Source organism: Mediterraneibacter glycyrrhizinilyticus, assembly GCF_015560805.1.
In the GTDB taxonomy this organism is placed as follows: domain Bacteria; phylum Bacillota; class Clostridia; order Lachnospirales; family Lachnospiraceae; genus Schaedlerella; species Schaedlerella glycyrrhizinilytica_A.
Map to the genome: position 1 here is coordinate 158,157 of NZ_JADMSO010000004.1, position 24,914 is coordinate 183,070.

Annotated in this window: 25 protein-coding genes; 2 read left to right on the top strand and 23 right to left on the bottom strand. The window is 46.7% G+C overall.

Features of this window, described 5'->3' with window-relative positions:
• The first annotated feature begins 26 nt into the window (after nt 1-26).
• Nucleotides 27-722, top strand: a complete 696-nt coding sequence (locus I2H87_RS05925) for a S1 RNA-binding domain-containing protein (protein ID WP_054704741.1) — start codon at nt 27-29, stop codon at nt 720-722.
• A gap of 133 nt (nt 723-855) precedes the next feature.
• Here I2H87_RS05925 and I2H87_RS05930 read toward each other — a convergent pair whose 3' ends face one another.
• The 7 genes from I2H87_RS05930 to I2H87_RS05960 all read right to left on the bottom strand — a co-directional run bounded on the left by I2H87_RS05930 (nt 856) and on the right by I2H87_RS05960 (nt 6,632).
• Nucleotides 856-1,497, bottom strand: coding sequence for a cytidylate kinase-like family protein (locus I2H87_RS05930; RefSeq protein WP_009266257.1), 642 nt, complete (start codon nt 1,495-1,497; stop codon nt 856-858).
• 84 nt (nt 1,498-1,581) lie between these two features.
• Complete coding sequence (locus I2H87_RS05935) at nt 1,582-2,508, bottom strand: RluA family pseudouridine synthase (protein WP_009266256.1); 927 nt, start codon at nt 2,506-2,508, stop codon at nt 1,582-1,584.
• 16 nt (nt 2,509-2,524) lie between these two features.
• Nucleotides 2,525-3,061 (bottom strand): signal peptidase II, encoded by a 537-nt coding sequence (gene lspA / locus I2H87_RS05940; protein ID WP_195609517.1) that lies wholly within the window; start codon nt 3,059-3,061, stop codon nt 2,525-2,527.
• A gap of 14 nt (nt 3,062-3,075) precedes the next feature.
• On the bottom strand, nt 3,076-3,855 hold the full coding sequence (locus I2H87_RS05945; protein ID WP_009266254.1) for a YlmH family RNA-binding protein: 780 nt from the start codon (nt 3,853-3,855) through the stop codon (nt 3,076-3,078).
• Nucleotides 3,856-3,867: 12 nt separating this feature from the next.
• Nucleotides 3,868-4,416: a cell division protein SepF gene (locus I2H87_RS05950; RefSeq protein WP_009266253.1), complete on the bottom strand. Its 549-nt coding sequence runs from the start codon at nt 4,414-4,416 to the stop codon at nt 3,868-3,870.
• A gap of 84 nt (nt 4,417-4,500) precedes the next feature.
• A complete protein-coding gene (locus tag I2H87_RS05955; protein WP_044954540.1) occupies nt 4,501-5,193 on the bottom strand; it encodes a YggS family pyridoxal phosphate-dependent enzyme in 693 nt (230 codons plus the stop codon).
• Between the two features lie 44 nt (nt 5,194-5,237).
• Nucleotides 5,238-6,632, bottom strand: a complete 1,395-nt coding sequence (locus tag I2H87_RS05960) for an HlyD family efflux transporter periplasmic adaptor subunit (RefSeq protein WP_330611494.1) — start codon at nt 6,630-6,632, stop codon at nt 5,238-5,240.
• A gap of 143 nt (nt 6,633-6,775) precedes the next feature.
• Between I2H87_RS05960 and I2H87_RS05965 the strand changes: the two genes are divergently transcribed.
• Nucleotides 6,776-6,979 carry a DUF378 domain-containing protein gene (locus I2H87_RS05965; protein WP_009266250.1) on the top strand — a complete coding sequence of 68 codons (204 nt, stop codon included), beginning with the start codon at nt 6,776-6,778 and terminating at the stop codon, nt 6,977-6,979.
• A 94-nt stretch (nt 6,980-7,073) separates the two neighbouring features.
• Here I2H87_RS05965 and I2H87_RS05970 read toward each other — a convergent pair whose 3' ends face one another.
• The 16 genes from I2H87_RS05970 to mutL form a co-directional block, all read right to left on the bottom strand.
• A complete protein-coding gene (locus tag I2H87_RS05970; RefSeq protein WP_117550133.1) occupies nt 7,074-8,054 on the bottom strand; it encodes a D-alanyl-D-alanine carboxypeptidase family protein in 981 nt (326 codons plus the stop codon).
• Nucleotides 8,038-8,433 carry a methylglyoxal synthase gene (locus I2H87_RS05975; protein WP_009266248.1) on the bottom strand — a complete coding sequence of 132 codons (396 nt, stop codon included), beginning with the start codon at nt 8,431-8,433 and terminating at the stop codon, nt 8,038-8,040. The genes I2H87_RS05970 and I2H87_RS05975 overlap by 17 nt, the downstream gene beginning before the upstream one ends.
• A gap of 13 nt (nt 8,434-8,446) precedes the next feature.
• Complete coding sequence (locus I2H87_RS05980; RefSeq protein WP_009266247.1) at nt 8,447-9,592, bottom strand: FtsW/RodA/SpoVE family cell cycle protein; 1,146 nt, start codon at nt 9,590-9,592, stop codon at nt 8,447-8,449.
• Nucleotides 9,589-9,798, bottom strand: a complete 210-nt coding sequence (locus tag I2H87_RS05985) for a cell division topological specificity factor MinE (protein ID WP_009266246.1) — start codon at nt 9,796-9,798, stop codon at nt 9,589-9,591. The genes I2H87_RS05980 and I2H87_RS05985 overlap by 4 nt, the downstream gene beginning before the upstream one ends.
• Nucleotides 9,799-9,815: 17 nt before the next feature.
• Nucleotides 9,816-10,607: a septum site-determining protein MinD gene (gene minD / locus I2H87_RS05990; RefSeq protein ID WP_009266245.1), complete on the bottom strand. Its 792-nt coding sequence runs from the start codon at nt 10,605-10,607 to the stop codon at nt 9,816-9,818.
• 23 nt (nt 10,608-10,630) lie between these two features.
• Nucleotides 10,631-11,287, bottom strand: coding sequence for a septum site-determining protein MinC (locus I2H87_RS05995; RefSeq protein WP_009266244.1), 657 nt, complete (start codon nt 11,285-11,287; stop codon nt 10,631-10,633).
• 15 nt (nt 11,288-11,302) lie between these two features.
• Nucleotides 11,303-14,167: a penicillin-binding transpeptidase domain-containing protein gene (locus tag I2H87_RS06000; RefSeq protein ID WP_207746045.1), complete on the bottom strand. Its 2,865-nt coding sequence runs from the start codon at nt 14,165-14,167 to the stop codon at nt 11,303-11,305.
• Complete coding sequence (gene mreD / locus I2H87_RS06005; RefSeq protein WP_022151707.1) at nt 14,160-14,693, bottom strand: rod shape-determining protein MreD; 534 nt, start codon at nt 14,691-14,693, stop codon at nt 14,160-14,162. Before mreD ends, I2H87_RS06000 begins: the two co-directional genes overlap by 8 nt.
• A gap of 10 nt (nt 14,694-14,703) precedes the next feature.
• Nucleotides 14,704-15,570, bottom strand: a complete 867-nt coding sequence (mreC, locus tag I2H87_RS06010) for a rod shape-determining protein MreC (RefSeq protein WP_009266240.1) — start codon at nt 15,568-15,570, stop codon at nt 14,704-14,706.
• Nucleotide 15,571: 1 nt separating this feature from the next.
• Nucleotides 15,572-16,597: a rod shape-determining protein gene (gene mreB, locus I2H87_RS06015; RefSeq protein ID WP_195609544.1), complete on the bottom strand. Its 1,026-nt coding sequence runs from the start codon at nt 16,595-16,597 to the stop codon at nt 15,572-15,574.
• Entirely contained in the window at nt 16,597-17,286 is a 690-nt protein-coding gene (gene radC, locus I2H87_RS06020; protein WP_117550129.1) for a RadC family protein, read from the bottom strand. Before radC ends, mreB begins: the two co-directional genes overlap by 1 nt.
• Before the next feature lie 115 nt (nt 17,287-17,401).
• Nucleotides 17,402-19,036: an NAD(P)/FAD-dependent oxidoreductase gene (locus tag I2H87_RS06025; protein WP_009266237.1), complete on the bottom strand. Its 1,635-nt coding sequence runs from the start codon at nt 19,034-19,036 to the stop codon at nt 17,402-17,404.
• Complete coding sequence (locus I2H87_RS06030; protein ID WP_195609518.1) at nt 19,015-20,352, bottom strand: BaiN/RdsA family NAD(P)/FAD-dependent oxidoreductase; 1,338 nt, start codon at nt 20,350-20,352, stop codon at nt 19,015-19,017. The genes I2H87_RS06025 and I2H87_RS06030 overlap by 22 nt, the downstream gene beginning before the upstream one ends.
• Nucleotides 20,349-21,650: a methionine gamma-lyase family protein gene (locus I2H87_RS06035; protein ID WP_195609519.1), complete on the bottom strand. Its 1,302-nt coding sequence runs from the start codon at nt 21,648-21,650 to the stop codon at nt 20,349-20,351. Before I2H87_RS06035 ends, I2H87_RS06030 begins: the two co-directional genes overlap by 4 nt.
• 174 nt (nt 21,651-21,824) lie before the next feature.
• A complete protein-coding gene (miaA, locus tag I2H87_RS06040) occupies nt 21,825-22,781 on the bottom strand; it encodes a tRNA (adenosine(37)-N6)-dimethylallyltransferase MiaA (protein ID WP_022151065.1) in 957 nt (318 codons plus the stop codon).
• 12 nt (nt 22,782-22,793) lie between these two features.
• Nucleotides 22,794-24,914, bottom strand: a complete 2,121-nt coding sequence (gene mutL / locus I2H87_RS06045) for a DNA mismatch repair endonuclease MutL (protein WP_195609520.1) — start codon at nt 24,912-24,914, stop codon at nt 22,794-22,796.

Genomic DNA, 24,914 nt, shown 5'->3' on the forward strand with positions numbered 1-24,914 from the left:
GAGAAGAATAAGAACGAGGTGCAGCAATGAGTGAAGAAATGAAGATTGACGACATGACACAGGGAAATGTAAAAGAAGAGACAATGGCAGATTATGAAGATCATTTTGACGATGTGAATCCATGGAACCGTGTGACAGAATATATGGAAAAGAACACGATTCTCCCGGTTAAAGTAGAGGGCGTTGTGAACGGCGGTGTGATCGTTATGGTGGAGGGACTCAGAGGATTTGTTCCGGCATCAAAATTATCTTTATCCTATATCGAAGATTTAGAAACCTATCTTCTGAAAGAGATCGAGGTAAGAGTGATCGATGTGGATCAGGCGAATAACCGACTCGTACTCTCCGCCCGTGAGATTTTAAAAGAACGGGAAAAAGAAGAACGGGAAAGACAGATTGCAAGTGTAAAAGTAGGGACCGTGATGAGCGGAACTGTTGAGACATTGCAGAATTACGGTGCATTTGTCAAATTAGAGAACGGTCTTTCCGGATTGGTACATGTCTCTCAGATTTCCAGACAGCGTGTCAAATTCCCGTCAGATGTGCTGAATGTCGGAGATGAAGTTCAGGTGAAAGTGATCGGGATCAAGGACGGCAAGATCAGCCTGAGTATGAAAGCTCTGGAAGAAGTGCAGGAAGAGCCGGAAGAAAAAGTAGAGATTCCGAAAGCGGAAGACATCGGAACAAATCTCGGTGATTTATTTAAGAACTTAAAACTCTAAATTGGTCTTAGCGTCGGTACACAAGGAATGGCTGTTCTTTGTATGCCGACACGGATTCTGCCAAATAAAAATCCCCTCCAGCCGGCTATAAGTCAGACTTACCGGTTTGGAGGGGATTTTTATTGTAACATTATCAAATCTTACTGTTCTCGATACTTTCTTTTAAAAGCACATATTGTTCGATCGCTTTCGCTGTTCCGTTAATTCCAAGTTCCGAACTGCTCAGGCACAGTTCATAAGATTCTGCATCTGCCCAGCGTTTGTTCGTATAATAATTGTAGTAACTTGCTCGCTTTTTATCGGTCTTGATGATCGTTTCTTTTGCTTTATTGTCCGGAAGATCATAAAGACGGGCGATCCGGCGGATTCTCGCATTCAGATCTGCATGGATGAAAACACTTACGACGTTATCATATTCTTCCAGCGCATAGTCTGCACATCGACCGACAAGGATACACGGACCTTCATCCGCGATCTTTTTGATCGCGTCAAACTGTGCAAGGAATACTTTATGATTGATCGGCATATCCGTATATGTATTGCCGGCATATCCCATGGAGTAGGTATCCATTACTAAAGAGTAGAGAAAACTGTTCGTTGGTTTCTCATCGTGCGATTCAAAAATCTCCTCACAGATACCGCTTTCTTTCGCGGCGCGGGCAAGCATCTCTTTATCATATAGCTTGATCCCGAAATCTTCTGCAATTTTATAACCGATTTCCCGTCCTGCACTTCCGTACTGTCTTCCTATCGTGATAATCGTGTTTGTTTTCATATCGATCCTCTCCTTTACTCTGCACTTTCATATTGCAATATACCAGATTTGGTATAAACTGCATATGTGATGCGAAATAGTATACTACATATTATAACGGATTTCATACAATTTTTGAAGTAATTTTTGAAAATAATCCGGAAGAGGCGCATCAAATTCCATATACTCCCCGGTTGTCGGATGTACAATACCGAGGATCTTGGCATGCAGAGTCTGCCCCTGCAGACGAAACGGACATTTTGCGGGACCGTAAACACTGTCTCCGAGGATCGGATGCCCGATACTTGCCATATGTACACGGATTTGATGGGTACGTCCGGTTTCCAATGTACATTCAACATAGGTATAATTTCCAAATCGTTCCAATACACGATAGTGTGTCACTGCTCTTCTGCCGTTTGGAGCATGGACGCTCATTTTTTTTCGGTCTGCCGGGTGGCGTCCGATCGGAGCATTGATCGTTCCGGTATCCTCTTTGAGATTTCCGTGGACGATCGCATGATACTTTCGGGTGATCGAGTGTTCTTTTAATTGCCCGGCAAGGAAATTATGTGCCCGGTCATTTTTGCAGATCAAAAGAGAGCCGGTCGTATCCATATCGATTCTGTGAACGATCCCCGGTCGGAGTACACCGTTGATTCCGGAAAGATTTTCCCGGCAGTGAAACATGACCGCGTTGACCAGCGTGCCGCTGTAATGTCCCGGTGCCGGATGTACGACCATTCCTTTCGGTTTGTTTACGACAAGGATATCCGCATCCTCATAGAGAATGTCAAGGGGAAGGGCTTCCGGAACGATCTCAGGCAGTGTCTCCGGCTCCGGGATCTTTGTCTGTACGGATTCGTCGGTTCCCACTTTATAATTCGGTTTGACGGTATTTCCATTGACGGTGACATAACCGTCTTTGACAAGTTTCTGAATATGGGAGCGGGAAAGATCCGGCAGGAATGAAGTCAGAAATTTGTCGATCCGCTCCGGGGATCCGGTGTTTTGAAATTCAAATTCTTCCATGAAATCCTCCTGTTGATCAGTTTTTCTTCTGTTTGTTTTCTTTTACCGGGAAGATAAAATCCAGCTCCTCATCTTTGTAATAAAAGAAGATCAGGAGAGCAAACAAAAAGCAGCCGATCACAACATAACAATCCGCGACATTGAAAATCGGAAAGTCGATCAAGCTGAAATAGAAAAAATCGACAACATAATTTTGAACCATCCGGTCGATCATATTTCCTACTGCTCCGGAAGCGACAAGCACAGCGCAGAGACGAAGAAGTCCGAAACGCTTTTTTACAGGGATTTTCCCGTAAATATAACCGATCAGTAAAAGAACCAGGACACCACCGATCAGAAATAAGTATTGTTTTCCCTGAAAAATGCCAAATGCTGCGCCGCGATTTTCGAGATAGCGGAATTCAAAAACGCCCGGTATCAGAACAAACGGTTCTTGATCTTTTAGAAATGTAACTGCCAGCCATTTTGTGAACTGATCGGCAAGAACTGCAAGTGCACACCAGATCAGTGCCGGCAGGTATTGTTTTGCTGAAGATGTTGTTTCTTGCTTCATAACAGGATGTCCTCCTAAATATATTTGTGGATCAAAACAGAAATCCGCTTTTTCTTGGTGACTGCCAGTTCCGAGATAAAACGAAACTTTCCCATACCCCGCACAGAAATGATGTCATTTTCGTGGACTTGATATCCGTTACTTGTGACGAGTTTTCCGTTGACAAAGACTTTTGCACCCTCGATCAGACCGCTTAATTTATTGCGTGATGAGCCAAATGCGAGAGAAAGCAGGCTGTCCAGACGGATGGAAGCTACGGTCCCACGGATTTCTTCAAAGCGCGGCGTATAGTGGAACGTCTCCGGTTGCTCTTCGGTCACCAGCACTGTTGTATGCCGGATCCGGGTCAATTCTTCTCTCAAAAACTCTTTCATCTGCGGACGGACAAATACAAGCGCTCCGGATTCGTTTACGAGAATATCTCCTGTCTTGCTGCGGTCAATTCCGAGGTTTAACATGGCGCCGAGATAATCCCGATGCGTCAGTTCTTCCGCGTATTTTTTGTGCAGCGGTTCTATACGCAAAACACACATTTCATCCGGGAAAAATAGTTCCTGTAAATTTTCTGTACGCAAAGAAAGAGCATCAGGAAGAAATGCGACCATCTGACGCTCTGCGAGTTCATATCCGCCAAAGACTCTGTACTGCGAATAGAGAGAGTCTTTGGGCAGTGAATGTAAAATATGTAATTCATTTGGATTCAGAAAATCTGAATACGTGATGATGTCTCTGTGATAGGCAAGCCGTGATAATTCCAACAGCCGCTTTTCCAGTAATTGTTCTTCTTTTTGCATTGTAACCTGAGCCTAGAATCTTCCGCGTACAGTCGGCTGTTCCATGGAACCGCTGAGCAGATCCTGAAGATCTCCGGAAATATCAACATTGGTCGGAGTTACAAGGAAAATGTAATTTGAAATCTTCTGCAGATTTCCGCTTATGGCAAATGTCGCACCGGAAATAAAATCAATGATCCGCTGGGCGATCTCTAAATCCATCCCCTCCAGATTCAGGATCACAGTACGTCCGGCAAGAAGTGTCTCCGTGATCTCTCTGGAATCATCCACAGACGTCGGTTTTACGACGCACACTTCCATATTGGCGTTGCCGCGTCTGGATGCAGGCTGCCGCATCGGTGTCACTTTGCTGCTGTTCGCCGGTGCAAACTGATTATTTTCCTCTACGTCAAAATCATCATATTCGTCCTTGGTGTGGCTTTTCTTTCCAAAAAGAGAACGACGTGGTTTCTCGTCATAATCGTCTTCATAAAATTCATCGTCATCATCGTAGAATTCGTCATCATCATAATCATCATCATTCAATTTCATAATATCAAGAAACTTATCAAACACACCCATAATTATACTCCTATCTCGTGTCTCTCAGAGATACACATTTTTTTAGTGGAATCACTTTCTCTTTCGGATGGAATCTCATCGATGTTAGATCGAATAATCCCGCGCGCCGAAAATGCCCGTCCCTACCCGGACCATCGTAGCGCCCTCCTCAATGGCTACTTCATAATCATTAGTCATACCCATCGAAAGTATACTCACATTAACATTATCAATGTTTTTCTGCATAATGTCAACAGATAATTTTTGTAAAGTCCTGAAAATTGTTCGATTTTCTTCTGAATTTTGAACAAAAGGTGCAATTGTCATCAATCCCTGGATCCGGACATGCGGAAACCGGGAGATTTTTTCGATGAGCGGGAGCACCTCGTCAGTATGTACACCGAATTTACTTTCTTCCTGAGCCACATTCACTTCAATCAAAATGCTGACAATACAATTCTTTTTTGCAGCTTCTTTCTCGATCGTCTCGGCAAGTTTGAGTGAATCGACCGAATGGATCAATTCTGCTTTGTCAACGATATATTTGACTTTGTTTGTCTGCAGATGTCCGATCATATGCCAGTGGATATCTTTCGGAAGCACTTCGTATTTTTCGGTCAGTTCCTGTACTTTGTTTTCTCCGAATGTCCGGATGCCAAGCTGATATGCCTCCTTGAGATCTTCCACCGGTTTCGTCTTGCTGACTGCAATCAGCGTCACCTCTTCCCGTTTTCTTCCGGCACGTCTGCAAGCCGCCTGTATCCGCTGTTCGACTTCTTCTAAATTTTCTTTTATCACTGCTTTTCGTCTCTCCTCTCCGTGTAACATATAATGGTGTTATTTTATTGAAATACAACTTCATCTTCTTCTACGGTTGTGCCATCCTGCACGATATGATCATAATTTTTCAGACCATACGCCGTATTTTCTTCTACGATATAGTAATCGTCATTTTCACAAAGTATATGAACCTGTTCAAACACAGCATATCCTTTATTGATATTGTATACGCCCTGAAGCGTCCGTTTTTCATTGGGGCGGAATGTTTCTGTTGATTCCGGTTTCACAAGAACCGTATGCTTATCCAATTCGTTTGGATTCACATAGACGTATCCATCCTCACTTTCTGCATAAACCGTAATATCCTGATAGGTGATCTCTCCGTCTTTTTGGATCATGATCCCTGTGGAAGAGCCGGAACCGCTGGATGTAAGGTATTCTTTTGGAATCATATAAAAAGGCTTTTCCACGACGGCGCTTTTGGGGATTTTCAGACCGCTTTCGTCTTCCATGATCAGTTCGATGTGAAGATATCGGTCCTCACAATATCGGATCATCGAGTCTGTGTAAGTCAGTTTCCCGAAATACGTTCCGTCTTTCTGCAGGATTGAAAAGTCAGCCCAGATCGTTTCGCTGTCTTTATCGATCCGCGTCTTGATCTGTTCGGTATCTGCAAGCTCTTTTGCCGTTGTATCACTTAATTCCACATAGACATTCCATGTCTCGTCTGTCACCAGCTTATAGACCGGTTCCCCGGCTGCTACTTCCATCTGGTCTTCGAGACTGTGGGATTCGTAGTGGCTTCGGTCAAAATCGGCACTTTTCAGCGTATCCTCCGTAACTTCTTCGTATCCGTCAAATGTACGGACGATGATCCCGTCTCTCAGTGCCGGATAAGCGGCGGCTCCTCCCCCGCTCGCCGTGATCTGTTCGTTGATCTGGGCAGTCTTGCTGCGGTTCGAAGCAGTCTGCAGCAAGGTGTTATATTCATTTTTTAATGAGTAGACGGAGGAGAATTTCTGTGAATTAAAATTCTCGTTAAAATTCTGGATGCTTAGTGTCAGTGAACGAAGTTCTTCATTGTTTAACGCAGTTTCCGGAGTTTCTTCTTCATTTTCCAGCGTCAATTTATCCGGAGAGAGCGCATACACGCTGCTTCCGGCTTTTACTTTGCTTCCCTCGTTTTGAAAATAGCTGACGTATCCGGATGTTTCCGCAGGGACGACCATCTCTTCCCTCAAAACCAGACCGGTATAGGAATTATCTTTTACAATACTTCCCTCCCGTACTTCATAAACGGAAATCTTTTTGGATGTCGCATACATCCATATCGTAACGATCAGATAGACGAATACAAGAGCGAAGATCAAGATTCCGATGTTCATCTCGCGCCTTGTTTTGAAGCGACGCATACTGACCAGTTTTTTATTTTTTGTTTTCTTTCTTTGCTTTGTCAAAATAGTAATTCCTCCGACAAGTTTTCAATAACTTATTAAGTATAACATTTTTATGGGTATATTTCCAGTTTTTATGGTAACAATATAAGCAGCGAACGGAAAAACGCCACAGAGTTTTTCTGCGGCAAAAAGGAGGAATTCATATGAAATGGTTCGACAATACTGCACTGACAATTGTGATCATAGGAGCCGTCAACTGGCTTTTGGTCGGAATATTCCGCTTTGATCTTGTAGCATACCTGTTTGGAAATTTAAGCTGGCTCTCCAGAATCATTTATACGATCGTAGGGCTGTGCGGTTTGTATCTTCTCAGTCTCTACGGGCGGATCAGCCATCCGGAGGAATGATGAGGAGGAAGTAAATGTCTCTGATTAAGAAAAACGCTCAGACTTCACAGTCTGGGCGTTTTTCTGTCAGGGAAGTTTTTCCCCTCATTTGTATTTATTTATCCCGGATTCCGGCAGTCAGAAGCTGGGACATATAAGTATAAAGTGTCGGCTTGTCACCGGCACCCATGATCACCGAAATATAAGGATTATTTTCTGCGTCTTCCTCATATAAAATAACACAGTTCCCCGCCTCATTGGTTGTTCCTGTTTTCCCGCCTAATACAGTGACACCTGCCGGCATCGCAGCCTCTCCCGACGAATAGTAGTTCGTTGCTGCCCAGACGTCGGTTCTCACTGTTTTGTCTGCGCCTGTAATGTGAACCGTATACTCTTTCTGTGAGATCAAGTCGATAAAACGCTCGTCTTTTGCGCAGGCATTAAAAATCAAATACAGATCATATGCGGTTGTATAGTGATCTTCGCTGTGCAGTCCGTGAGGATTGACAAAGTGGGAATTGACAGCACCCAGATTCCATGCTTCCTGATTCATCAGCTCCGCAAATTTCTCCACGGATCCGGAAATGTGTTCGGCGATCGCGGTGGCACAGTCATTGCCGGAATAAAGCATCAGACCGGCGAGCAGATCCCCGAGTGTAAGCTGGTCTCCGGTCTGAAGTCCGCATACCTGTTCGTCCGGTGCAAATGATGTTGCGTTCTCTCCAACCGTGACGACATCATCCGGATTTCCGTATTTTAACGCAAGATATGCCGTCATAAGCTTGGTTGTACTCGCCGGATAAAGTCGGTCATGGATCCGGTCTGCATAAAGGACTTTTTCTTCTTTCAGATCAAACAATCCCGCTGCATGAAAGGTTGGATCTTCGGTGTAACCATCCAGAGCAACGTCTTCGGCTGCAACGCAGAGATCTTCTGCAAACAGAGTTCCACGATACAGATCCTTTGTATACTGACCAGCTTCATAAGCCTCCGTATAAGCGGTCGGTGATGATGCACATCCGCCGAATAACAGGAAAGAAGCAAGGATCAGAGTGCTGACCCCTGCTGTTTTTTTGAGTTTATTTGTACATTTCACGCCAGTCTAAATCTCCTCTGTCCAGTGCAAGTATCAGTGCTTCTGCTGTTGCAATGTTCGTCGCCATCGGGATATTGTACATATCACAAAGCTTCACAATATCGTTGACGTCCGGTTCATGTGATTTCGGAGCGAGCGGATCCCGGAAGAAAATAAGAAGATCCATATCGTTGTGTTCGATCTGCGCTCCGAGCATCTGCTTTCCGCCGAGATGCCCCGGAAGATATTTGTGGATACTTAAATTGGTGACACTTTCGATCAGAAGACCGGTAGTTTCCGTGGCAAACAAATGATGTTTGCTCAGGATCCCGCGATAGGCGATGCAGAAATTCTGCATCAGCTTTTTTTTGGCATCATGTGCGACTAATCCAATATTCATATTCTGCTCTCCTCTATGATTCATATTTCTTTGGCTGAAGACCGACATTCAATACAAATCCGATGCCCATGTACAGACAGACAAGGGAAGTCAGTCCATAACTGACAAACGGAAGAGAAATTCCGGTATTCGGGAATAACATGGTCGCCACACTGATGTTGATAAAACTCTGGATTCCGATCAGTGCGGCTATGCCGGCGCAGATGATCCTGCCTCCGGTGTCTTTTGCCTTCATGCCAATTAAAATACAGTCTATCACAATTAATAATATCAAAATTATGACGACACAACAACCCACAAATCCCAATTCTTCCCCGATAATTGCAAAAATAAAGTCTGTCTGCGGCTCAGAAATGAAATTTCCGTTTTTTACGGACGTCGTCGCATCACTGTTATAGCCTTTTCCGGTCAGCTTTCCGGAGCCGATCGCTTTGATCGAGTTGAGCTGCTGATATGCTTCTTCGGATTCGTACTCTTCCGGTTCTAGCCATGCCAGGATACGATTCTGCTGATATTGATGGATCAGAGGCTGGTTCGGCTGTATAACGATTACAAACAGGATCACTGCTGTCGGGATCGTGATGGCTAAGACTGTCCCAATGAATTTATAGCTTAATCCACCCATAAACATCAGGACACAGAACAAAAGCGCCAGACAGATCGTATTGGAAAGATTCGGCTGTTTGTAGATCAGGATCAGGGACGGCAGGATCAGAGCGATCCCCTGTATGATCGTTTTTTTATCGTTGATTTTTTGTTCCCTGTCCATCAGGAATTTTGCAAAAAATAAAATCATGAGCAGTTTGGTCAAGTCGGACGGCTGAAACTGGATAAAGCCGAGGTTCAGCCATCTGGTCGCGCCGTTTACGGTTTCACCAAACAGAAGAACAGCCGCGAGCAGCACAAGATTGACCGCATACATCACCCAATAAAATTTTAAGATCCAATTATAATCGATCAGCGAAATAATAAACATGGCGATCAGTCCAAGGATCACTCCCTGAAGTTGACGCCACTGCAGATCAGCCTGCGCGCTTCCCACAATGAAAACTCCGATGATGGAAAGTGCGGTCACAAGGATGACCAGGCTGAACCGGTAATCTTTCAGATGATACCGCTGTTTCAGATTTTGAATATAACCTTTCAATTGTTCTTTCAATTGTTTTCTCCTGTATATTTGATATGTATATCTGATCTTGTTATCTGTATGTTAAAATGTTCCCGGCTGATCTCCATATATTTGGAAAGGATATGATAGAGATCGGCGGATAGTTTTTCAGTAATATCGGGGGTACACTGCATCCGGTCTGCGCCCAGCAGAGCCTTCAGTCTGTCTTTTGCAATCTGAACCGATGCCGTACTCATACTCTCTCACAGCCTCCTTAATTCTTATGGAATAACTGTGTGAACCGATGAAAGAATCCATCGGATTTTGTAAAGTCCGGGATCGGGATCTCTTCACCTAAGATTCTTCGGCAGACGTTGGAATATGCGCGTCCGGAAAGACTGTCGCTGCCGACGATCGGTTCCCCCTGATTCGTTGCGATGACAACCTGTTCATCATCCGGAATGACTCCGAGCAGGTCAATGGCGAGAATCTCCGATACATCTTCCACCGACATCATATCGCCTCGGCGTACCATATCGATCCGAAGACGGTTGATCAGAAGCTCATTTTTTTTGATCCCTCTGGTTTCTAAAAGTCCGATGATGCGGTCGGCGTCCCGGATTGCGGAAACTTCCGGCGTCGTTACGACGATCGCACGGTCTGCTCCGGCGATCGCATTTTGGAATCCCTGTTCGATGCCGGCCGGGCAGTCGAGAAAAATGTAATCAAAGTCCGACCGGAGTTCTGAAACCAGTTTCTGCATCTGTTCCGGTGATACGGACGTCTTGTCTTTTGTCTGTGCGGACGGAAGCAGATATAGATCCGGAAAACGTTTATCACGGATCAGTGCCTGTTTCATACGACAGCTGCCCTCAATGACATCAACCAGATTGTATACGATCCGATTTTCCAATCCCATTACGACGTCCAGATTCCGAAGCCCGAGATCGGTATCAATCACGACGACTTTCTTTCCGGACTGTGCCAGTCCGATTCCGATATTTGCTGTCGTTGTCGTCTTACCGACCCCGCCTTTTCCTGATGTGATGACTATTACTTCTCCCATGTTGTCTTTCCTCCTGCAACTTCTTATTCATTCGACCAATCCGCAAGTGGATCCAGATAGATCCGATTGCCATCCAGTGTCGCGACTTTTGCCCCTTTGATCAGAAGACTTTCCTGATAAATGAGCTGTCTTCTCGCTTCTACATCCGCGATCCGCAGCTGTTTGGGCTGCATGGAAAGGGCTGCGATGAATGCCGCGCGGTCTCCGGCGGCACCGGCATGTACAAAGCCGTGCAGCGCGCCGAGGATCACGACACTTCCTTTGGAAATGACCTTGGCTCCGGATTCTACGTCCCCAAGGATCACAATACTGGTGTCGGATTCTACCACCTGCTTTTTGCCAAGCGTACCTTTATAGAACTGCCCATCCCGTTTTCGAACATTGGAAAGCGTGCGTTCTACAACACTTTTGTATGCAGTTTCATTGGCTGGGTCGCCATCTATGATACAAACTACATCAATTCCGGTTGTGTTACTGATCAGATCCAGTACCGCCTGTTCTTCCAGATAGGTCAGACGGCGTCCCAAAAAACGGACGGCCATCTGCGCCCCCTGAAAGAATTTTGCGGAATTACGGAATTTTTCTTCCATACTTTTCATAAGTATATCAAAAGAAACTTCGGAATCCATATAAATTTCCATACCATAGCGATTGCCTTTTACTGTAACCAGCCTGTCCATCCTCTCACATCCTTTTTAATCTCCTGCGACCGCAGCGCCAAGTTCGGAAGCGGTTCCGGTGATGATCTCATTGATATCGCCAAGCTGATATTTTGCTTTTACGATATCGCGACCGATCTCCGCCGCATACGACGAACTATAACCATTTGCGATCCTGACTGCGATTGCGATTTCCGGTGCATCTGCCGGGGCAAAACCGACAAACAGTCCATGATCCGGATGAATCTCACTTTGCTGTGCAGTACCGGTCTTACCTGCCATCTGAATACCGAGTCCGGAAAAACTTGCGGTGCTGTTGATCATCGAGATCATACCCTGATGGACCAGATTCCACGTTTCATCCGATACTTCATCGATCGTGCTGACCACAGTCGGTTCATAATTCTTGATGATCTTTCCGTCCGGATCCGTTGTCTTCGACAAAAGCGAAAGCTTGTAAACCGTTCCCTTGTTGGCGACAGCGGCAACATAACGGTTGAGCTGACTGACTGTAAAGTTGTTGGTTCCCTGTCCGATGGCACTCTGTACGGAATATTCATCCGAAATCTGAGGTTCGGATTCCGGGATCTCCAGACCGGTAGTCTCACCGAGTCCGAACATCTCCGTATACTTTGCCAGTGTTTCGACACCCTTATCACTGTCGTAATTGCCCTCTTCGTCCAGTCCCAACTGATATCCCACTTCGTAGAAGTAGTTGTTGCAGGACACGTCCAGAGCGGATACAACGTTCAACGCGCCATGTGCGCCCGGATAGATCCAGCAGCGTGGACTCGGCGTTACTTTGTCAAACTCTCCGGAGCAGACGAGCGCCGTGTCTCCTGTTACGATCCCCTCTGTCAGGGCTGCCACAGCGGAGATCATCTTGTAGGTAGATCCGGGCGCTGTTTTTTCCTGCGTCGCGTTGTTATAAAACGGACGGGATAACCCGGTCACAAGCTGATTATAATATGTGGAATCCATCGTATTTGCAAGCCGGTTGTTGTCGTATCCCGGGTAGGATACGCATGCAAGCACTTCTCCCGTATTCGGATCACTGACAACAGCGGAACCGGTACAAGGCTCCAATGCCAGTTGTCCCGGAGTGATCTCCAGATTCGCAATCTTCTGAGTCAGCCATGTGAACGGATCCACACTGCCGTCACGCAGACCATTGTATTGTCCCTCATCCATCGGAAGAACACCCTGCTCATATGTGATCGCGCAGATCTGTGCACCGGTGACTCCTCCTGATTTTATAAGATATTTGTAGAGAAGTTTGTCGAAATTCATATCCGAAATCAAATAATCTTGCAAAAATGATAAAATCGCCTGATAAACTTCCGCGGAATCCGAATATCGTTCGGAAGAAATGTATTCGGACAACTGGGAAGTATCGATCCAGTTTTTGGAGATCGCATATGTCAGAAACTGATTCAGGCTGATGGATTCATCGGTAGTCCAAGCCTGATAAGTCGCATCGGAAGTATCGATCTTATCGCTCATAAGAATATTCGTGGCTTCCTGCAGTACATTAATAGAAATGTAGTCCTGATAAGCCTGCATCTCCGCTCCGAGACTGTTATAAGGCGTTGTCCCGTTCAGTTCCGCCATGATCTCTGCAAGCGCAGCCTCTTTTCTTGCGGAAAAGATCGCATAGACCTCCTGTTCGGTCACACCCGCACCTTCCGCATTGAAATGTGCCTCGTCAATGATCTCGTTGGCGATAAAGGCATGGTAAGCATCATCTGCCGGAATAATGATCTGACTGGCATCGGACGTTTCACTTGGGTCATAATTCATAACATTCCGTAATTTGGACAGTACGATACCTGCAATTTTTTCTTCCAGAATCTGGTAGGTGTACTCCTGCAGATCTTTGTCGATCGTCAGATAAACATCGTTTCCCGCGCCCTGCTCGGTATAGCTGACTGTATCGGTCACTTTCCCGACACTGTCCACATAAAAGGTCATCTCGCCTTTTTCTCCTTGCAGGACACTGTCCATCGTCTGTTCCAGTCCGGATTTTCCTACAATGTCCGAAAGAGAATACCGCTTCTTTTCGTCTTTGTCCAACGCGTCGTATTCTTCCTGAGAAATCTTTCCGGTGTAGCCGATGATGGATGCGAAATATTTGCTGTCCGTATAACGGCGGAGCGATTCCTCCTCAATATCAATTCCTTCCAGCTTGTCCAGATTCTCCATGATCGCGGCAGCGGTTTCGTCGCTGACGTCGGAAGCCAGTACGGTCGGGATAAATTTCTGGAAACTGTTGAGCCCGATCGCATAACGCATATTCACCAGCTTCAACACATAAGCCGGATCCAGATTCTTTATGTCAATATCATATCCGTAAGTATCATTGGTACATAAATAACGGATCAATTCGTCCGGCGTTGCGTTCTTCTGTGCTTCGGTAAGATCATCGGTATAACTTTTACCGTATACATCGGCAATAAAACGAAGACGCTGTGTTTCATTCGTCTGCGTAAACTGGTAATTCCCGGCAGAATCCAATACGATCCCGAAACTGTTGATCACAGAATCTCCGTGAGATTCCACGATCTCGATCACCTGCTCTAAAATCTTGTTTAAGGTTTGATTTTTCTCACTTCCGGAAGCAAGCGTATCTTCAAACGTGACGGAATAAGCAAGCTCGTTGTATGCGAGAAGATTTCCGTTCCGGTCGTAGATATTGCCGCGGGTTCCGGGGATCTCCCGTGTCTTGCGGATCTGCATCTTATAATTTTCCAGATAGTAATCCCCTTTGACGATCTGCAGATAAAACAGACGGCTGATCAAAATGGCGGACAAGATGCAGAATACCAGGATCAATACAAAAAGCCGGGATTCCAGGATCCGGTTTCCGAAGTCTTTGATACGTCTTAAGATTCGATTAAACAAATTTACTTGCACTCCTTTTTTCTTCTGCGTCTAATTTATGGTTGATAAAAAGTATGACCGGATATAACGGCAGTGTCACTGCTATTGTATATATGAGTTCCGGGATGATAATATGACTTAAATAATGCAGAAAATCAAATTCACTCCGGAGCAGGAACATCAAAAGATAGATCACAAGCCCATACACAAATTCACTTGCTGAGATCAGGATCAGCGGCAGTTTGATATCTTCGTCAAAGTACATCTGCTCAAATAATCCGTTCACATAACCGATCAACAGATAAATCAGGGCGTAGAATCCAAGAATATTTCCAAACTGGATATCGATGATCAGTCCGGAAAAAAATCCGATCAGCATCCCCTCTTTTGGTCCGCGCATAAATCCGTATGCTGCGGTCACGATCAGCATCAGATTCGGTTTTATGGATGCAAGAGCAAGATGCGGAAACAACATACACTGCAAAAGAAAGCAGACCAAAACAACGATCGCCGTCACGATCCCGCGTCGTATTTTTATGGATTTCATCGTCTCCTCCTTATTCTGCCGGTGTTCCGGTCATAGCGTCTTTCGTTTTTGTGATAACGAGCACTTCCTGCAGATTTTTAAAATCGACCACCGGGGTAATGTAGCCGGAACGTGTCAGGTTGTTGGAATCAACGCTGACTTCGCTGACATAACCGATCAAAATCCCCTGTAAATATTTGTCGCTGATATAGGAAGTTACGATCTGTTCGCCGATCTCTACGACGTTATCATTATTTTCCATCTGTTCAAAGCGGATCCGTCCGCTGTTGATCAACGACAGATCTCCGCGGATGATGCATTTATCGGATGTGGACAATACCATTCCGCTGACATTACTGGAATCGTCGATGATCGAGCGTACGGTCGCCCATGTCGGACCGACCTGCGTTACGATCCCGACAAGCCCGTTCCCGGCAATGACGTTCATATCGACTTCTATGCCGTCTTTACTTCCTTTGTCGATCGTAAAGGTGCTGAACCAGTTGCCGGAATCTTTGCCGATCACATGAGCAGCAACCTTTTCATATTCCGCATAATTCTGATCCAGTTTGTACAATTCCTGAAGCCGTTCCAATTCGTACTTGTCTTCCTGAAGATTGTTGTTCTCGATCAGAAGTTCATCAACCTGCGCCTGCAGCGTTTCGTTCTCTTTTTGTACCTGCTTGAGTGTCTGGAAGTTATCGCTCATGTCTCCCATCCACTCTCCGATCCGGCTGATCCCTTTCTGCATCGGAATGACAGTCAGATTGGCAGCGACTTTAAACGGTCCGGTGACCTTTCCGGAAAATACGGAAAGCAGCATCAAAAGGACACAGAGCAAAGACAGACCGAACAGCCAATATTTATTTGTCTGGGATGTTTGATTCTTTTTTTTCATATTATCTCAACCACCTGTAATCTTCGTCTAACATGGAATATGTCAGCTTTTTGTAAATATGTTTATCCTGTGCGATGGCACGAAGACCTTTTACCGCGCAGAGTTCCGGTTCTTCAGCAACGGCGACGGGAAGTCCCGTGCTTTCCTGCAGATAGGTCGAAAGACCTTTCAAATTAGCAAGACCGCCGGTCAGGCAGATCCCGTTTTCCCGGATTCCCTTTCGCACATCCGGCGGCGTCCGCTCATACATGACGCGGATCGCTTCGGTGCATTCCTCCAACGGTTCTTTCATTGCGGCGCGTACCAGACTGATCGGGATTTTCTTCGTATTGGGAACTCCAAAGATCAGGTCGCGGCCGGAAACCGAAAGCGAGGCGCTGTCTTTCTGTGTGAAAATACCGAACTCTTTTCGGAGAGATTCGGCAGTTGTCCGACCAATTAAAAAGTCCTTGCTGTGACGGACAAGATGGATGATCGCCTGATCGAATTGTTCTCCTCCGATCTTTAAAAGTCGGTTGAGCACCATACCGCCGAAAGCAAGTACCGAAAGTTCTGTCGTGCCTCCGCCGATATTGACAACCATCACGCCGGGCGTTTCATCCACAGGAAGACCGGCACCGACACCGTCCGCCAATCCGCGTTCTACAATACGCACAGACTTCGCGCGGGCGGAAGAATGAGAAACAAGATCATAAAACGCACGTTTTTCTACTTCTGTCACATCGGTTGGCACTGCGACCAGATATTCCGCCCCTCTGGAAAACTGGCGCTCTTTTTTGAGCAGATTTCCCAGCAGATACTGCATATCATCGAAATGGGCGATGACTCCGCCCTGCATCGGAAATACGACCTGAATATTGTCTGGCGCTTTTTCATACATGGCAAACGCATCGTCCCCGGAGGCAAAAACGGTTGTGTTGTCCTTCATCGCAATGACATTTTTTTCTTTCCAGATTTCATTTTTTTTCAGATCAAATACTTTGATCTCGTATGTACCGAGATCAAGCCCATAGACATTTCTTCCTATCACTGAATAACCCCTTCTTCCCGCAGGCTGACATAGCGGTTGTCTCCGATGATGATATGATCCAGAAGTTCGATTCCGATCATCTCCCCTGCATCATGGATCCGCTGTGTCACCAGAATATCTTCCCGGCTCGGTGACGGATCACCGCTGGGATGATTGTGCAGCAAAATAATATAGACTGCATTTTTCTGCAGCGCCTCTACGAACAATTCGCGCGGCGAAACAATGGAAGCATTTACGGTCCCTTTTGAAATATCTGACTCCCCGAGCAGCCTTGATTTCGTGTTCAGAAGCAGAAGCTTCATGCTCTCCCGCTTCTGATGCCTCATATCTTCCATATAATATTGTGCGACTGACGACGGCGTCCTGAAATCCAGTTCGCATCCGGCAGTCGCTTTCGCAAGCCGTTTGGCAAGTTCGGACAGACATAAGATCTGGATCGCCTTTACTTTCCCGATGCCCCGGATCTTCCGTAATTGCTCATACGACCAGTTATGGATATTGAGGATCCCGCCCGGCAGTAACGACGGATACAGAATATGTCTGGCGAGCTGCAATGCGCTCTCCCCTCTTGATCCCGAACGGAGCAAGACGGCAAGCAGCTCGATATCTGTCAGATGTTTCGCACCGAAACGTTCACATTTTTCGTAAGGCCGTTCTTCACTGCAAAGTTCTTTTATCTTTTCCATGCACAAAATCCTGCTGCGCATGACACAATTCAACAACTTATTTTAGCATAATTCAGAAACAGTGTATAGGGCTAGCTTCTTAAAATTTTGTGAACATGTGTGCGAAAAATTCATTTTATGATCCGAAAGGTGCAAATTTTCCGATCAGCGCTTCTGCTGTTTTCATTCCGTCCATTGCGGCGGATGTGATCCCGCCGGCATATCCCGCGCCCTCTCCGCATGGGTAGAGACCGGTGACACTGCTTTTGAACTGTTCATCACGCCATATCCTGACAGGGGAAGACGTCCGGCTCTCCACGCCGGAAAGTACTGCGTCCTCCCGGGCAAATCCATGGATCTTTTGATCCATTCTCTTGATGCCCTCCTCCAGAGAAGCGGCAAGTTCTTCCGGAAAAACAGAACGTACATTGGCGAACTCCCACTGCCCACGGATCTGAGGAACAACCGCGCCCAAAGATTTACTTTGTTCATTTCGGCAGAAATCTCCAAAACACTGTACCGGAACGTTTCCTTTTGCGATCTGATAGGCTTTTTGCTCCAATTCGCGCTGGAATGCTACGCCTGCGAGTGGATGCACCGTATCATTCCCGGTTACTTCTCGGTCTGCGAAGAGTCCTTTTGCAGGAAAATCCTCCGGTGTGACTGTCACAATGACCGCACTGTTCGCATTTTCACCGTCACGGTCATGGTAACTCATTCCATTGACGGCAAGCCGGTCCGGTTCGGAGGATGCATTGACCACATAACCGCCCGGACACATACAGAATGTATAAACGCCGCGGCCGTTTTCCAGATTTTCCGTCAGTTTATACGCCGCAGCCGGAAGTTTGTCAGCCATCTGTGCGCCATACTGGGATTCCTGGATCATTTGCTGCGGATGTTCGATCCGCACGCCCACTGCGAACGATTTTGCCTGCATCGAAATGTTATGATCGTACAGCATCTGAAACGTATCCCTCGCACTGTGTCCGATCGCGAGCACGGCAATTTCTGTGTCCAACTGTTCGGTTCCATTGATAAGAATGCCTCGGAGCTGATTTCCATCGATCATCAAGTCTGTCACCTTGCTGTGAAAACGGACTTCTCCGCCAAGCCGGACGATTTCTTTGCGCATCGCCGGGATCACTTCAGAAAGCACATCGGTTCCGATATGTGGTTTCTGTTCGTAAAGGATCTGTTCCGGCGCACCGAATCGTACAAACGTTTCCAGGACAAAGCGGTTCCGTCCGCACTTATCTTTTACAAGTGTATTCAATTTCCCGTCGGAAAATGTGCCTGCTCCGCCCTCGCCGAACTGTACGTTGGACTCGGGTTTTAAAGCGCCTGTTGTCCAAAAGGCGTTCACATCCTGCATCCGTTCTTCCACAGAAGCGCCCCGTTCCAGCAGAACGGGACGGTACCCCTCTCTCGCCAGCAAATAGGCGCAAAACAATCCGGCGGGACCGGCGCCGATGATGACCGGACGGTGATGCAAAGATTCTGCTCCGTGTGCCGGTGTTTCGTACCGGGTCGGAGTAATCTTCTGTACTTTATTTTTCAGACGTTTTAAAAGCTTTTCTTCCCGCAGTGTTTTTACATCGATCGTATAAACATAAAAAATCTGCGGCTTTTTCCGTGCATCAACGGAGCGGCGGAATATCTGAAATCCGAGAAGCTCCTCTTCCGAAATGTGAAGCAGATGCAGTACTGCCTGCTTTAAGTCGGACTTGGAGTGTCCGACAGGTAATTTTAGCTGATTGATTCTAAGCATCGTATTTTCTTATTCTCCTTTTCCGGACTTCCGGCGCTTTTTCCCGCAACATAGCCGCTGGACCACGCCCACTGCAGATTATATCCGCCGCAGATCCCGTCCACATCCAGAAGTTCTCCGGCGAAATAGATTCCCGGTACATAGCGTGATTCCATGGTTTCCGGATCCACTTCTCTCGTATCGACTCCGCCGCGGCAGATCTGTGCCTGTTCATATGCATTCGTTTTTGTGATCGTCGTCTCAAAATGTTGGATCAAATGCACCAGTTTCCAGATATCTTCATCCGAAAGACATCGGACAGTGTCCGTCAGATCCAGCCGGCTCAGGTGCAGTAAAAGATCCCCCAGTTTGTTCGGAAACAGACCGACCAAAAAAGTATTTAGTGTTTTTTCCGGTCGTGTGGAAATCCGTTCCTTTAAGAAAGCAAAACAAGTATTTTCAGAAATGTCGGGCATGAAATTCAAAACCGCTTTGACCGGCTTCTTTTCGTAGAGCGCTTTTGCCGCAAAACGGCTGACCTGAAAAACCGGGATCCCGGAAATCCCATAATTCGTCAATTGGATTTCTCCGGTATCTTCGGCAAGTTTCTGCTCCCCTACATAAAGTGTCACCCTGCCCTGCACGCGGATCCCGGCGATTTCCTTGTAAAAGGATTCGGCGCAGTGAAGCTGTACCAGCGCCGGAAGAACCGGAATGATCGAATGCCCAAGAGATTTGGCAAGATCATATCCGCTGCCATCCGATCCGGAAATATTGGATGCTTTTGATCCTGCAGCGAGGATCACGGCATCACAAGCTCGTATTTTTTGTATTCGTCGACCGGAATTTTTCATATTCTTTTTCTTTTCTTTGATCCCTTTTTTCAGTTCTTCGTGTTCAATTGTCTCTGTTTTGATCCGGAATCCCTGTTTTAGAGGAAGAATTTCCAGACAGGATGTATTATTTTCCATTCGGACAGAGAGACGCTCACATTCCATGATCAGAGCATCCGCCACTGCCTGTGCCTGATCGGAATTCGGATAAAGATAGCCGTTTCTCTCCTTTGGACAGATGCCAAGATCTTTCAGAAATCCTACTGTCTTTTGTTCATCAAACTGTCGGATGACCTGCCAGGGAAATTGCGGATCATCTGAACGGTAACAAGATGGGTTCTGAACAAAATTGGTATAGTTGCAGCGGCCGTTTCCGGTGGAAAGTATTTTTTTTCCCGGAAATGGATTCTGTTCGATGATGGTAACTTTTGCACCGTTTGCAGATGCAGCGATGGCGGCCATCATTCCCGATGCACCGCCGCCGATAACGATAATGTTTTTCATATTGCCTGCTCCAGTTGCTCTTTCGTGATGATCCCGGTATTTAAAAGCTGCTGCAAGGAACGCAGGATTCCGAGCTTCGCATGCGGCCATGTAAGACCTCCCTGAAAATAAACCGCATAGGGTTCTTTGATCGGACCGTCTGCACTTAATTCAATCGAGGATCCCTGCACAAATGCACCGGCTGCCATGATCACATCACTGTCATACCCCGGCATTGCCCACGGTTCCGGCGTTACATAACTGTCTACCGGTGCAGCCGCCTGGATTCCCTGACAAAATGCGACCACGCCCTCCGGTGTGCCAAGCGTGACTGCCTGAATGATATCATGACGGGATTCCCTGCCGTTCGGGATCACATCAAACCCAAGCCGTTCGTACAGGTTGGCTGCAAACACGGCGCCTTTTAATGCACTGCATACAACCGTCGGAGCGAGGAAAAATCCCTGATAAAAGGACTGCATAACGCCGAGCGACGCGCCGACTTCTTTTCCGAGTCCCGGAGAAGTCAGCCGGTAAGCGCAGTTTTCGATCAGATCTGCTCTCCCTGCAACATAGCCTCCGATCGGCGCAAGACCGCCGCCCGGATTTTTGATCAGCGATCCGACGATCAGATCCGCTCCGACGTCGCTTGGCTCAATGGTTTCCACAAATTCACCGTAGCAGTTGTCGACCATGCAGATCACATCCGGTTTGATTTTTTTAATAAATGCGATCAGTTCTCCGATTTTTTCTACGGAATAACTCGGACGAGTCTGATAACCTTTCGATCGCTGGATCGTCACCAGTTTTGTTTTTTCGTTCAGTGCTTTTTCGATCGCCGGATAATCAAAGTACCCGTCTTCCAGAAGATCCACCTGTCGGTAAGTTACGCCATACTCAGCGAGAGACCCGTTGGATGGACGGATACCGATCACTTCCTCTAACGTATCATATGGTTTTCCCACCGGTGAAAGTAATTCATCCCCCGGACGTAAATTTGCGGAAAGTGCAAGCGCCAGCGCGTGAGTCCCGCAAGTGATCTGAGGACGGACCAAAGCGGCTTCCGTATGGAATGTATCCGCGTATACCTGTTCCAATGTATCCCGTCCCATATCATTGTATCCATATCCGCTTGCGTATTGAAAGCATCCCTCGCTGACTTTATTTTTCTGCATCGCATGAATGACTTTCAGCTGATTATATTCTGCTGTTTTATCAAATGTATCAAATCGGTCTTTCAATTCCTGTTCCAGCTTATCTCCTGCCTGGAGAACTTCTGCTGAAATTCCGAGATCCTGATAGATCATTTCCATATTCATATCGTAGTTTCCTCTTTCTTTTCTCTATACTCTGTTTCTCTATGTTCTGTTTTTTGTGCTCTGTTTCTCTGCGCTTTGTCGGGCAGAGTACTTTTTGTATAGGCGACTGCCTACAATCCCGGAATGTGCCTTTTGGCACTTCCGGTGATTTATGCCGCTATGCAAGTATATGGTTTATCGCATACTTTCAAGCACGCCGCGCTCTTTCAGATGTTCGAGCATCGTATTTAAAATTGCGGTCTCATCGTAATGAAAATCCGGCTTGTTTAACCAGATCACATCCCGTTCCCGTTTGAACCAGGTAAGCTGCCGCTTTGCAAAATGTCTTGTGTCGCGTTTTAAGATCCGCACCGCTTCTTCCAATGGACAGATCCCGTCCAGATGATCCAGCATTTCTTTATATCCAAGCCCCTGCATGGAAACCATTTTCTTATGATAGCCCATGTCTTTTAACAGCTGTACTTCTTCCAACAGCCCCTCGTCCATCATCTGATCGACGCGTTTGTCGATGCGCCGATACAGGTTTGCCCGGTCGTCGTTTAATACGAAGTAGGCAAAGCAATACGGAGATTCTTTCTGCCGCTGTTCTTCGTTATGAGCAGAAATAGGCTGCCCGGTCAGATGGAAATATTCCAGCGCCCGGATGACACGTTTTACATTGTGCGCGTGGATTTCTTCCGCAGATTTTGGATCCACTTCCTTTAATCGGGCATGGAGTGTCTCTGCGCCCTGCTCCTGCGCCAGTGTTTCCAGTTCTTTTCGATACGCTGGATCTCCGTCATTTTCTGTAAAATCAATATCGTAAAGTACCGCCTGAATGTAGAATCCGGTGCCTCCGACAAGGATCGGGATCCGTCCGCGCCCATAAATCTCTTCCATCGCCTGTTTGGCAAGCTGTTGGAAACGAACAACATGAAATTCTTCATCCGGTTCTAAAATATCGATCAAATGATGGCGGATCCCCTCCATTTCTTCCGCACGGATTTTGGCGGAGCCGATATCCATATGCCGGTATACCTGCATGGAATCCGCAGAGATGATCTCTCCGTTCACCGCTTTCGCAAGATTGATCGAAGCGCTCGTCTTCCCTACGGCAGTCGGTCCGGTCAATATAATCAATGGTCGTTTCATAGCTGCTTACTCCTATACGATTCGTTTAAATTTCTTTTCCAGCTCTCTCTTGGACATAGCGATGATCGTCGGACGTCCGTGTGGACAATGATATGGATTATCCAAAAGAAGCAGTTCTCCGATCAATGTGTCTACTTCCCGCGCAGACAGTCGGTTGTTTCCTTTCACTGCCGCTTTGCATGACATGGAAGCCACTTTTTCATCGATCAGATCCGGTGTCATACTTGTATTCAATCCGTCCGACAATGCGTCCAGCATTTCCAGAAGCAGTTCCTTTTTTGCGATTCCGAATAAATTTGCCGGAACCGCACGGACTGCGTAAGCTTCGCCGCCGAATTCTTCGATTTCAAATCCAAGCTGGGCAAAGCGGTCTTTATGTGTATTTAAAACTTCCGCTTCCTGCATCGAAAGATTCAGTATGATCGGCGGACTTAAATACTGGGAAGTAAATTCACGGGTCTTCATTTCTTTCAGCGTCCGCTCATAAAGTACCCGCTCATGTGCGGCATGCTGATCAATGATATAAAGATTGTCATGAAACTGTACCAGCCAGTATGTATCAAAGACCTGACCGATCAGACGGTATTCCGCGCGGATTTCCCGCTTCAGCAGATTTTCCTCAAAAAGATCCAGCTGTTTCGGCGGCTTTTGCTCCACTGTATAATTGCCGTTCTCTTTTAACTGCTCCGGCGGTGTCTGCATCTGGGGAGTGATCGCCCTTTGCAGAGGAGAAGCCTTTTGCAAAACAGTCTCCGTTTCTTTGACGGCATTTTTGATCCGATCTTCCTGTCCTTGATCTCCAGAACGGAAAATCGCACTTTTCCCTGTGATCTCCGCCGATGAACTGCGATTGTGGTAAGACATGACACGTTCCCTCATCTTCCGGATAAAATAATCCTCATCTTTTGTTTCCGGTTCTGCTTTTGCGGAGGATTGCACCGGGGATTGTACAGATGAATGTATCCTTGTATTAGCCGTATCTTCCGAAGCGGTGCTGTCAGTATCCGGCAGGGAAATTGGTCTGGAAACAGGCGCTGCGCTCTGTCCGGAGCCCGACTTCGGTTTGAGCAGAAACGGACTTGGACTCTGCTCTTTCGCTTTTTCCGGCTGTTTTGGCTCCGGCAGCGTAACCTGAGGAATCAGTTCCTGATCCAAAAGTCTGCGGTGGATTGCCTCAAACACGGCATCATACACTGCCTGTTGTTTCTGAAAGCGAAGTTCCATCTTGGTTGGATGGACGTTGACGTCCACAGTCTCTCCGTCCACAAGAAAATGCAGGACAAAAAACGGGAATTTATGCTGCATCATAAAATCTTTATAGGCGTCTTCCGCCGCTTTGGAAATAACGGCGCTTTTTACATATCGCCCGTTTACAAAGATATTTTCATAATTTCGGTTGCCGCGTGTGATGATCGGTTTCCCGATAAAACCGCGGATGCCGATCCCGTTTTTTTCATAATCCAGTTCCAGTATATTTGCCGCAGTTTCTCTTCCGTAAATGCTGTAAATCACTTCTTTTAATTTCCCGCTGCCGGACGTACGCAGCTTTTCCTGTCCGTTGTTCACAAAACGGATCGCCACTTCCGGGTGGGAAAGCGCCAATCGGGTAAGCAGGTCCTGAACATGCCCAGCTTCCGTCATCGGCGTTTTCAAAAATTTTCTCCTTGCAGGAACGTTATAGAATAACTGCCGGACAAGAAACGTAGTTCCGTCCGGCGCGCCGGTATCTTCCATGGAAATTTCTTTCCCGCCTTCGATCACATAGCGCGTACCGAAGGTATCTTCCTTTGGTTTTGTGATCAGTTCCACCTTTGTCACGGCGGCAATGCTTGAGAGGGCTTCGCCACGGAAACCGAGGGACGAGATATGCATCAGATCGTCCACACTTTCGATCTTACTTGTGGAATGCCGCAGAAATGCATTGTGGATGTCTTCCCGTTCGATACCGCTTCCGTTGTCCGAAATTCGGATCAATGTGATCCCGCCGTCTTCGATCTCAACTGTGACGGAATCAGCTCCAGCGTCGATCGCATTTTCCGTCAGTTCCTTGACAATAGACGCCGGCCGTTCAATGACTTCTCCGGCCGCGATCTTGTCGATCGTAATCTGATCTAATACCTTGATATGCGCCAT

What these genes read in the sequence shown, in the direction of transcription:
- I2H87_RS05935 (WP_009266256.1), bottom strand. Translation starts at nt 2,508, where the DNA reads ATGGAAGAATTTGAATTTCAAAACACCGGATCCCCGGAGCGGATCGAC.
- radC (WP_117550129.1), bottom strand. Translation starts at nt 17,286, where the DNA reads ATGGAAAAGATAAAAGAACTTTGCAGTGAAGAACGGCCTTACGAAAAA.
- I2H87_RS05985 (WP_009266246.1), bottom strand. Translation starts at nt 9,798, where the DNA reads ATGAGTACGGCATCGGTTCAGATTGCAAAAGACAGACTGAAGGCTCTG.
- I2H87_RS06025 (WP_009266237.1), bottom strand. Translation starts at nt 19,036, where the DNA reads ATGCTTAGAATCAATCAGCTAAAATTACCTGTCGGACACTCCAAGTCC.
- I2H87_RS05925 (WP_054704741.1), top strand. Translation starts at nt 27, where the DNA reads ATGAGTGAAGAAATGAAGATTGACGACATGACACAGGGAAATGTAAAA.
- I2H87_RS05930 (WP_009266257.1), bottom strand. Translation starts at nt 1,497, where the DNA reads ATGAAAACAAACACGATTATCACGATAGGAAGACAGTACGGAAGTGCA.
- I2H87_RS05950 (WP_009266253.1), bottom strand. Translation starts at nt 4,416, where the DNA reads ATGGGTGTGTTTGATAAGTTTCTTGATATTATGAAATTGAATGATGAT.
- I2H87_RS05975 (WP_009266248.1), bottom strand. Translation starts at nt 8,433, where the DNA reads ATGAATATTGGATTAGTCGCACATGATGCCAAAAAAAAGCTGATGCAG.
- I2H87_RS05965 (WP_009266250.1), top strand. Translation starts at nt 6,776, where the DNA reads ATGAAATGGTTCGACAATACTGCACTGACAATTGTGATCATAGGAGCC.
- I2H87_RS06035 (WP_195609519.1), bottom strand. Translation starts at nt 21,650, where the DNA reads ATGAATATGGAAATGATCTATCAGGATCTCGGAATTTCAGCAGAAGTT.
- I2H87_RS06030 (WP_195609518.1), bottom strand. Translation starts at nt 20,352, where the DNA reads ATGAAAAACATTATCGTTATCGGCGGCGGTGCATCGGGAATGATGGCC.
- I2H87_RS05945 (WP_009266254.1), bottom strand. Translation starts at nt 3,855, where the DNA reads ATGCAAAAAGAAGAACAATTACTGGAAAAGCGGCTGTTGGAATTATCA.
- mreD (WP_022151707.1), bottom strand. Translation starts at nt 14,693, where the DNA reads ATGAAATCCATAAAAATACGACGCGGGATCGTGACGGCGATCGTTGTT.
- mutL (WP_195609520.1), bottom strand. Translation starts at nt 24,914, where the DNA reads ATGGCGCATATCAAGGTATTAGATCAGATTACGATCGACAAGATCGCG.
- mreC (WP_009266240.1), bottom strand. Translation starts at nt 15,570, where the DNA reads ATGAAAAAAAAGAATCAAACATCCCAGACAAATAAATATTGGCTGTTC.
- I2H87_RS05995 (WP_009266244.1), bottom strand. Translation starts at nt 11,287, where the DNA reads ATGGACAGGCTGGTTACAGTAAAAGGCAATCGCTATGGTATGGAAATT.
- miaA (WP_022151065.1), bottom strand. Translation starts at nt 22,781, where the DNA reads ATGAAACGACCATTGATTATATTGACCGGACCGACTGCCGTAGGGAAG.
- lspA (WP_195609517.1), bottom strand. Translation starts at nt 3,061, where the DNA reads ATGAAGCAAGAAACAACATCTTCAGCAAAACAATACCTGCCGGCACTG.
- minD (WP_009266245.1), bottom strand. Translation starts at nt 10,607, where the DNA reads ATGGGAGAAGTAATAGTCATCACATCAGGAAAAGGCGGGGTCGGTAAG.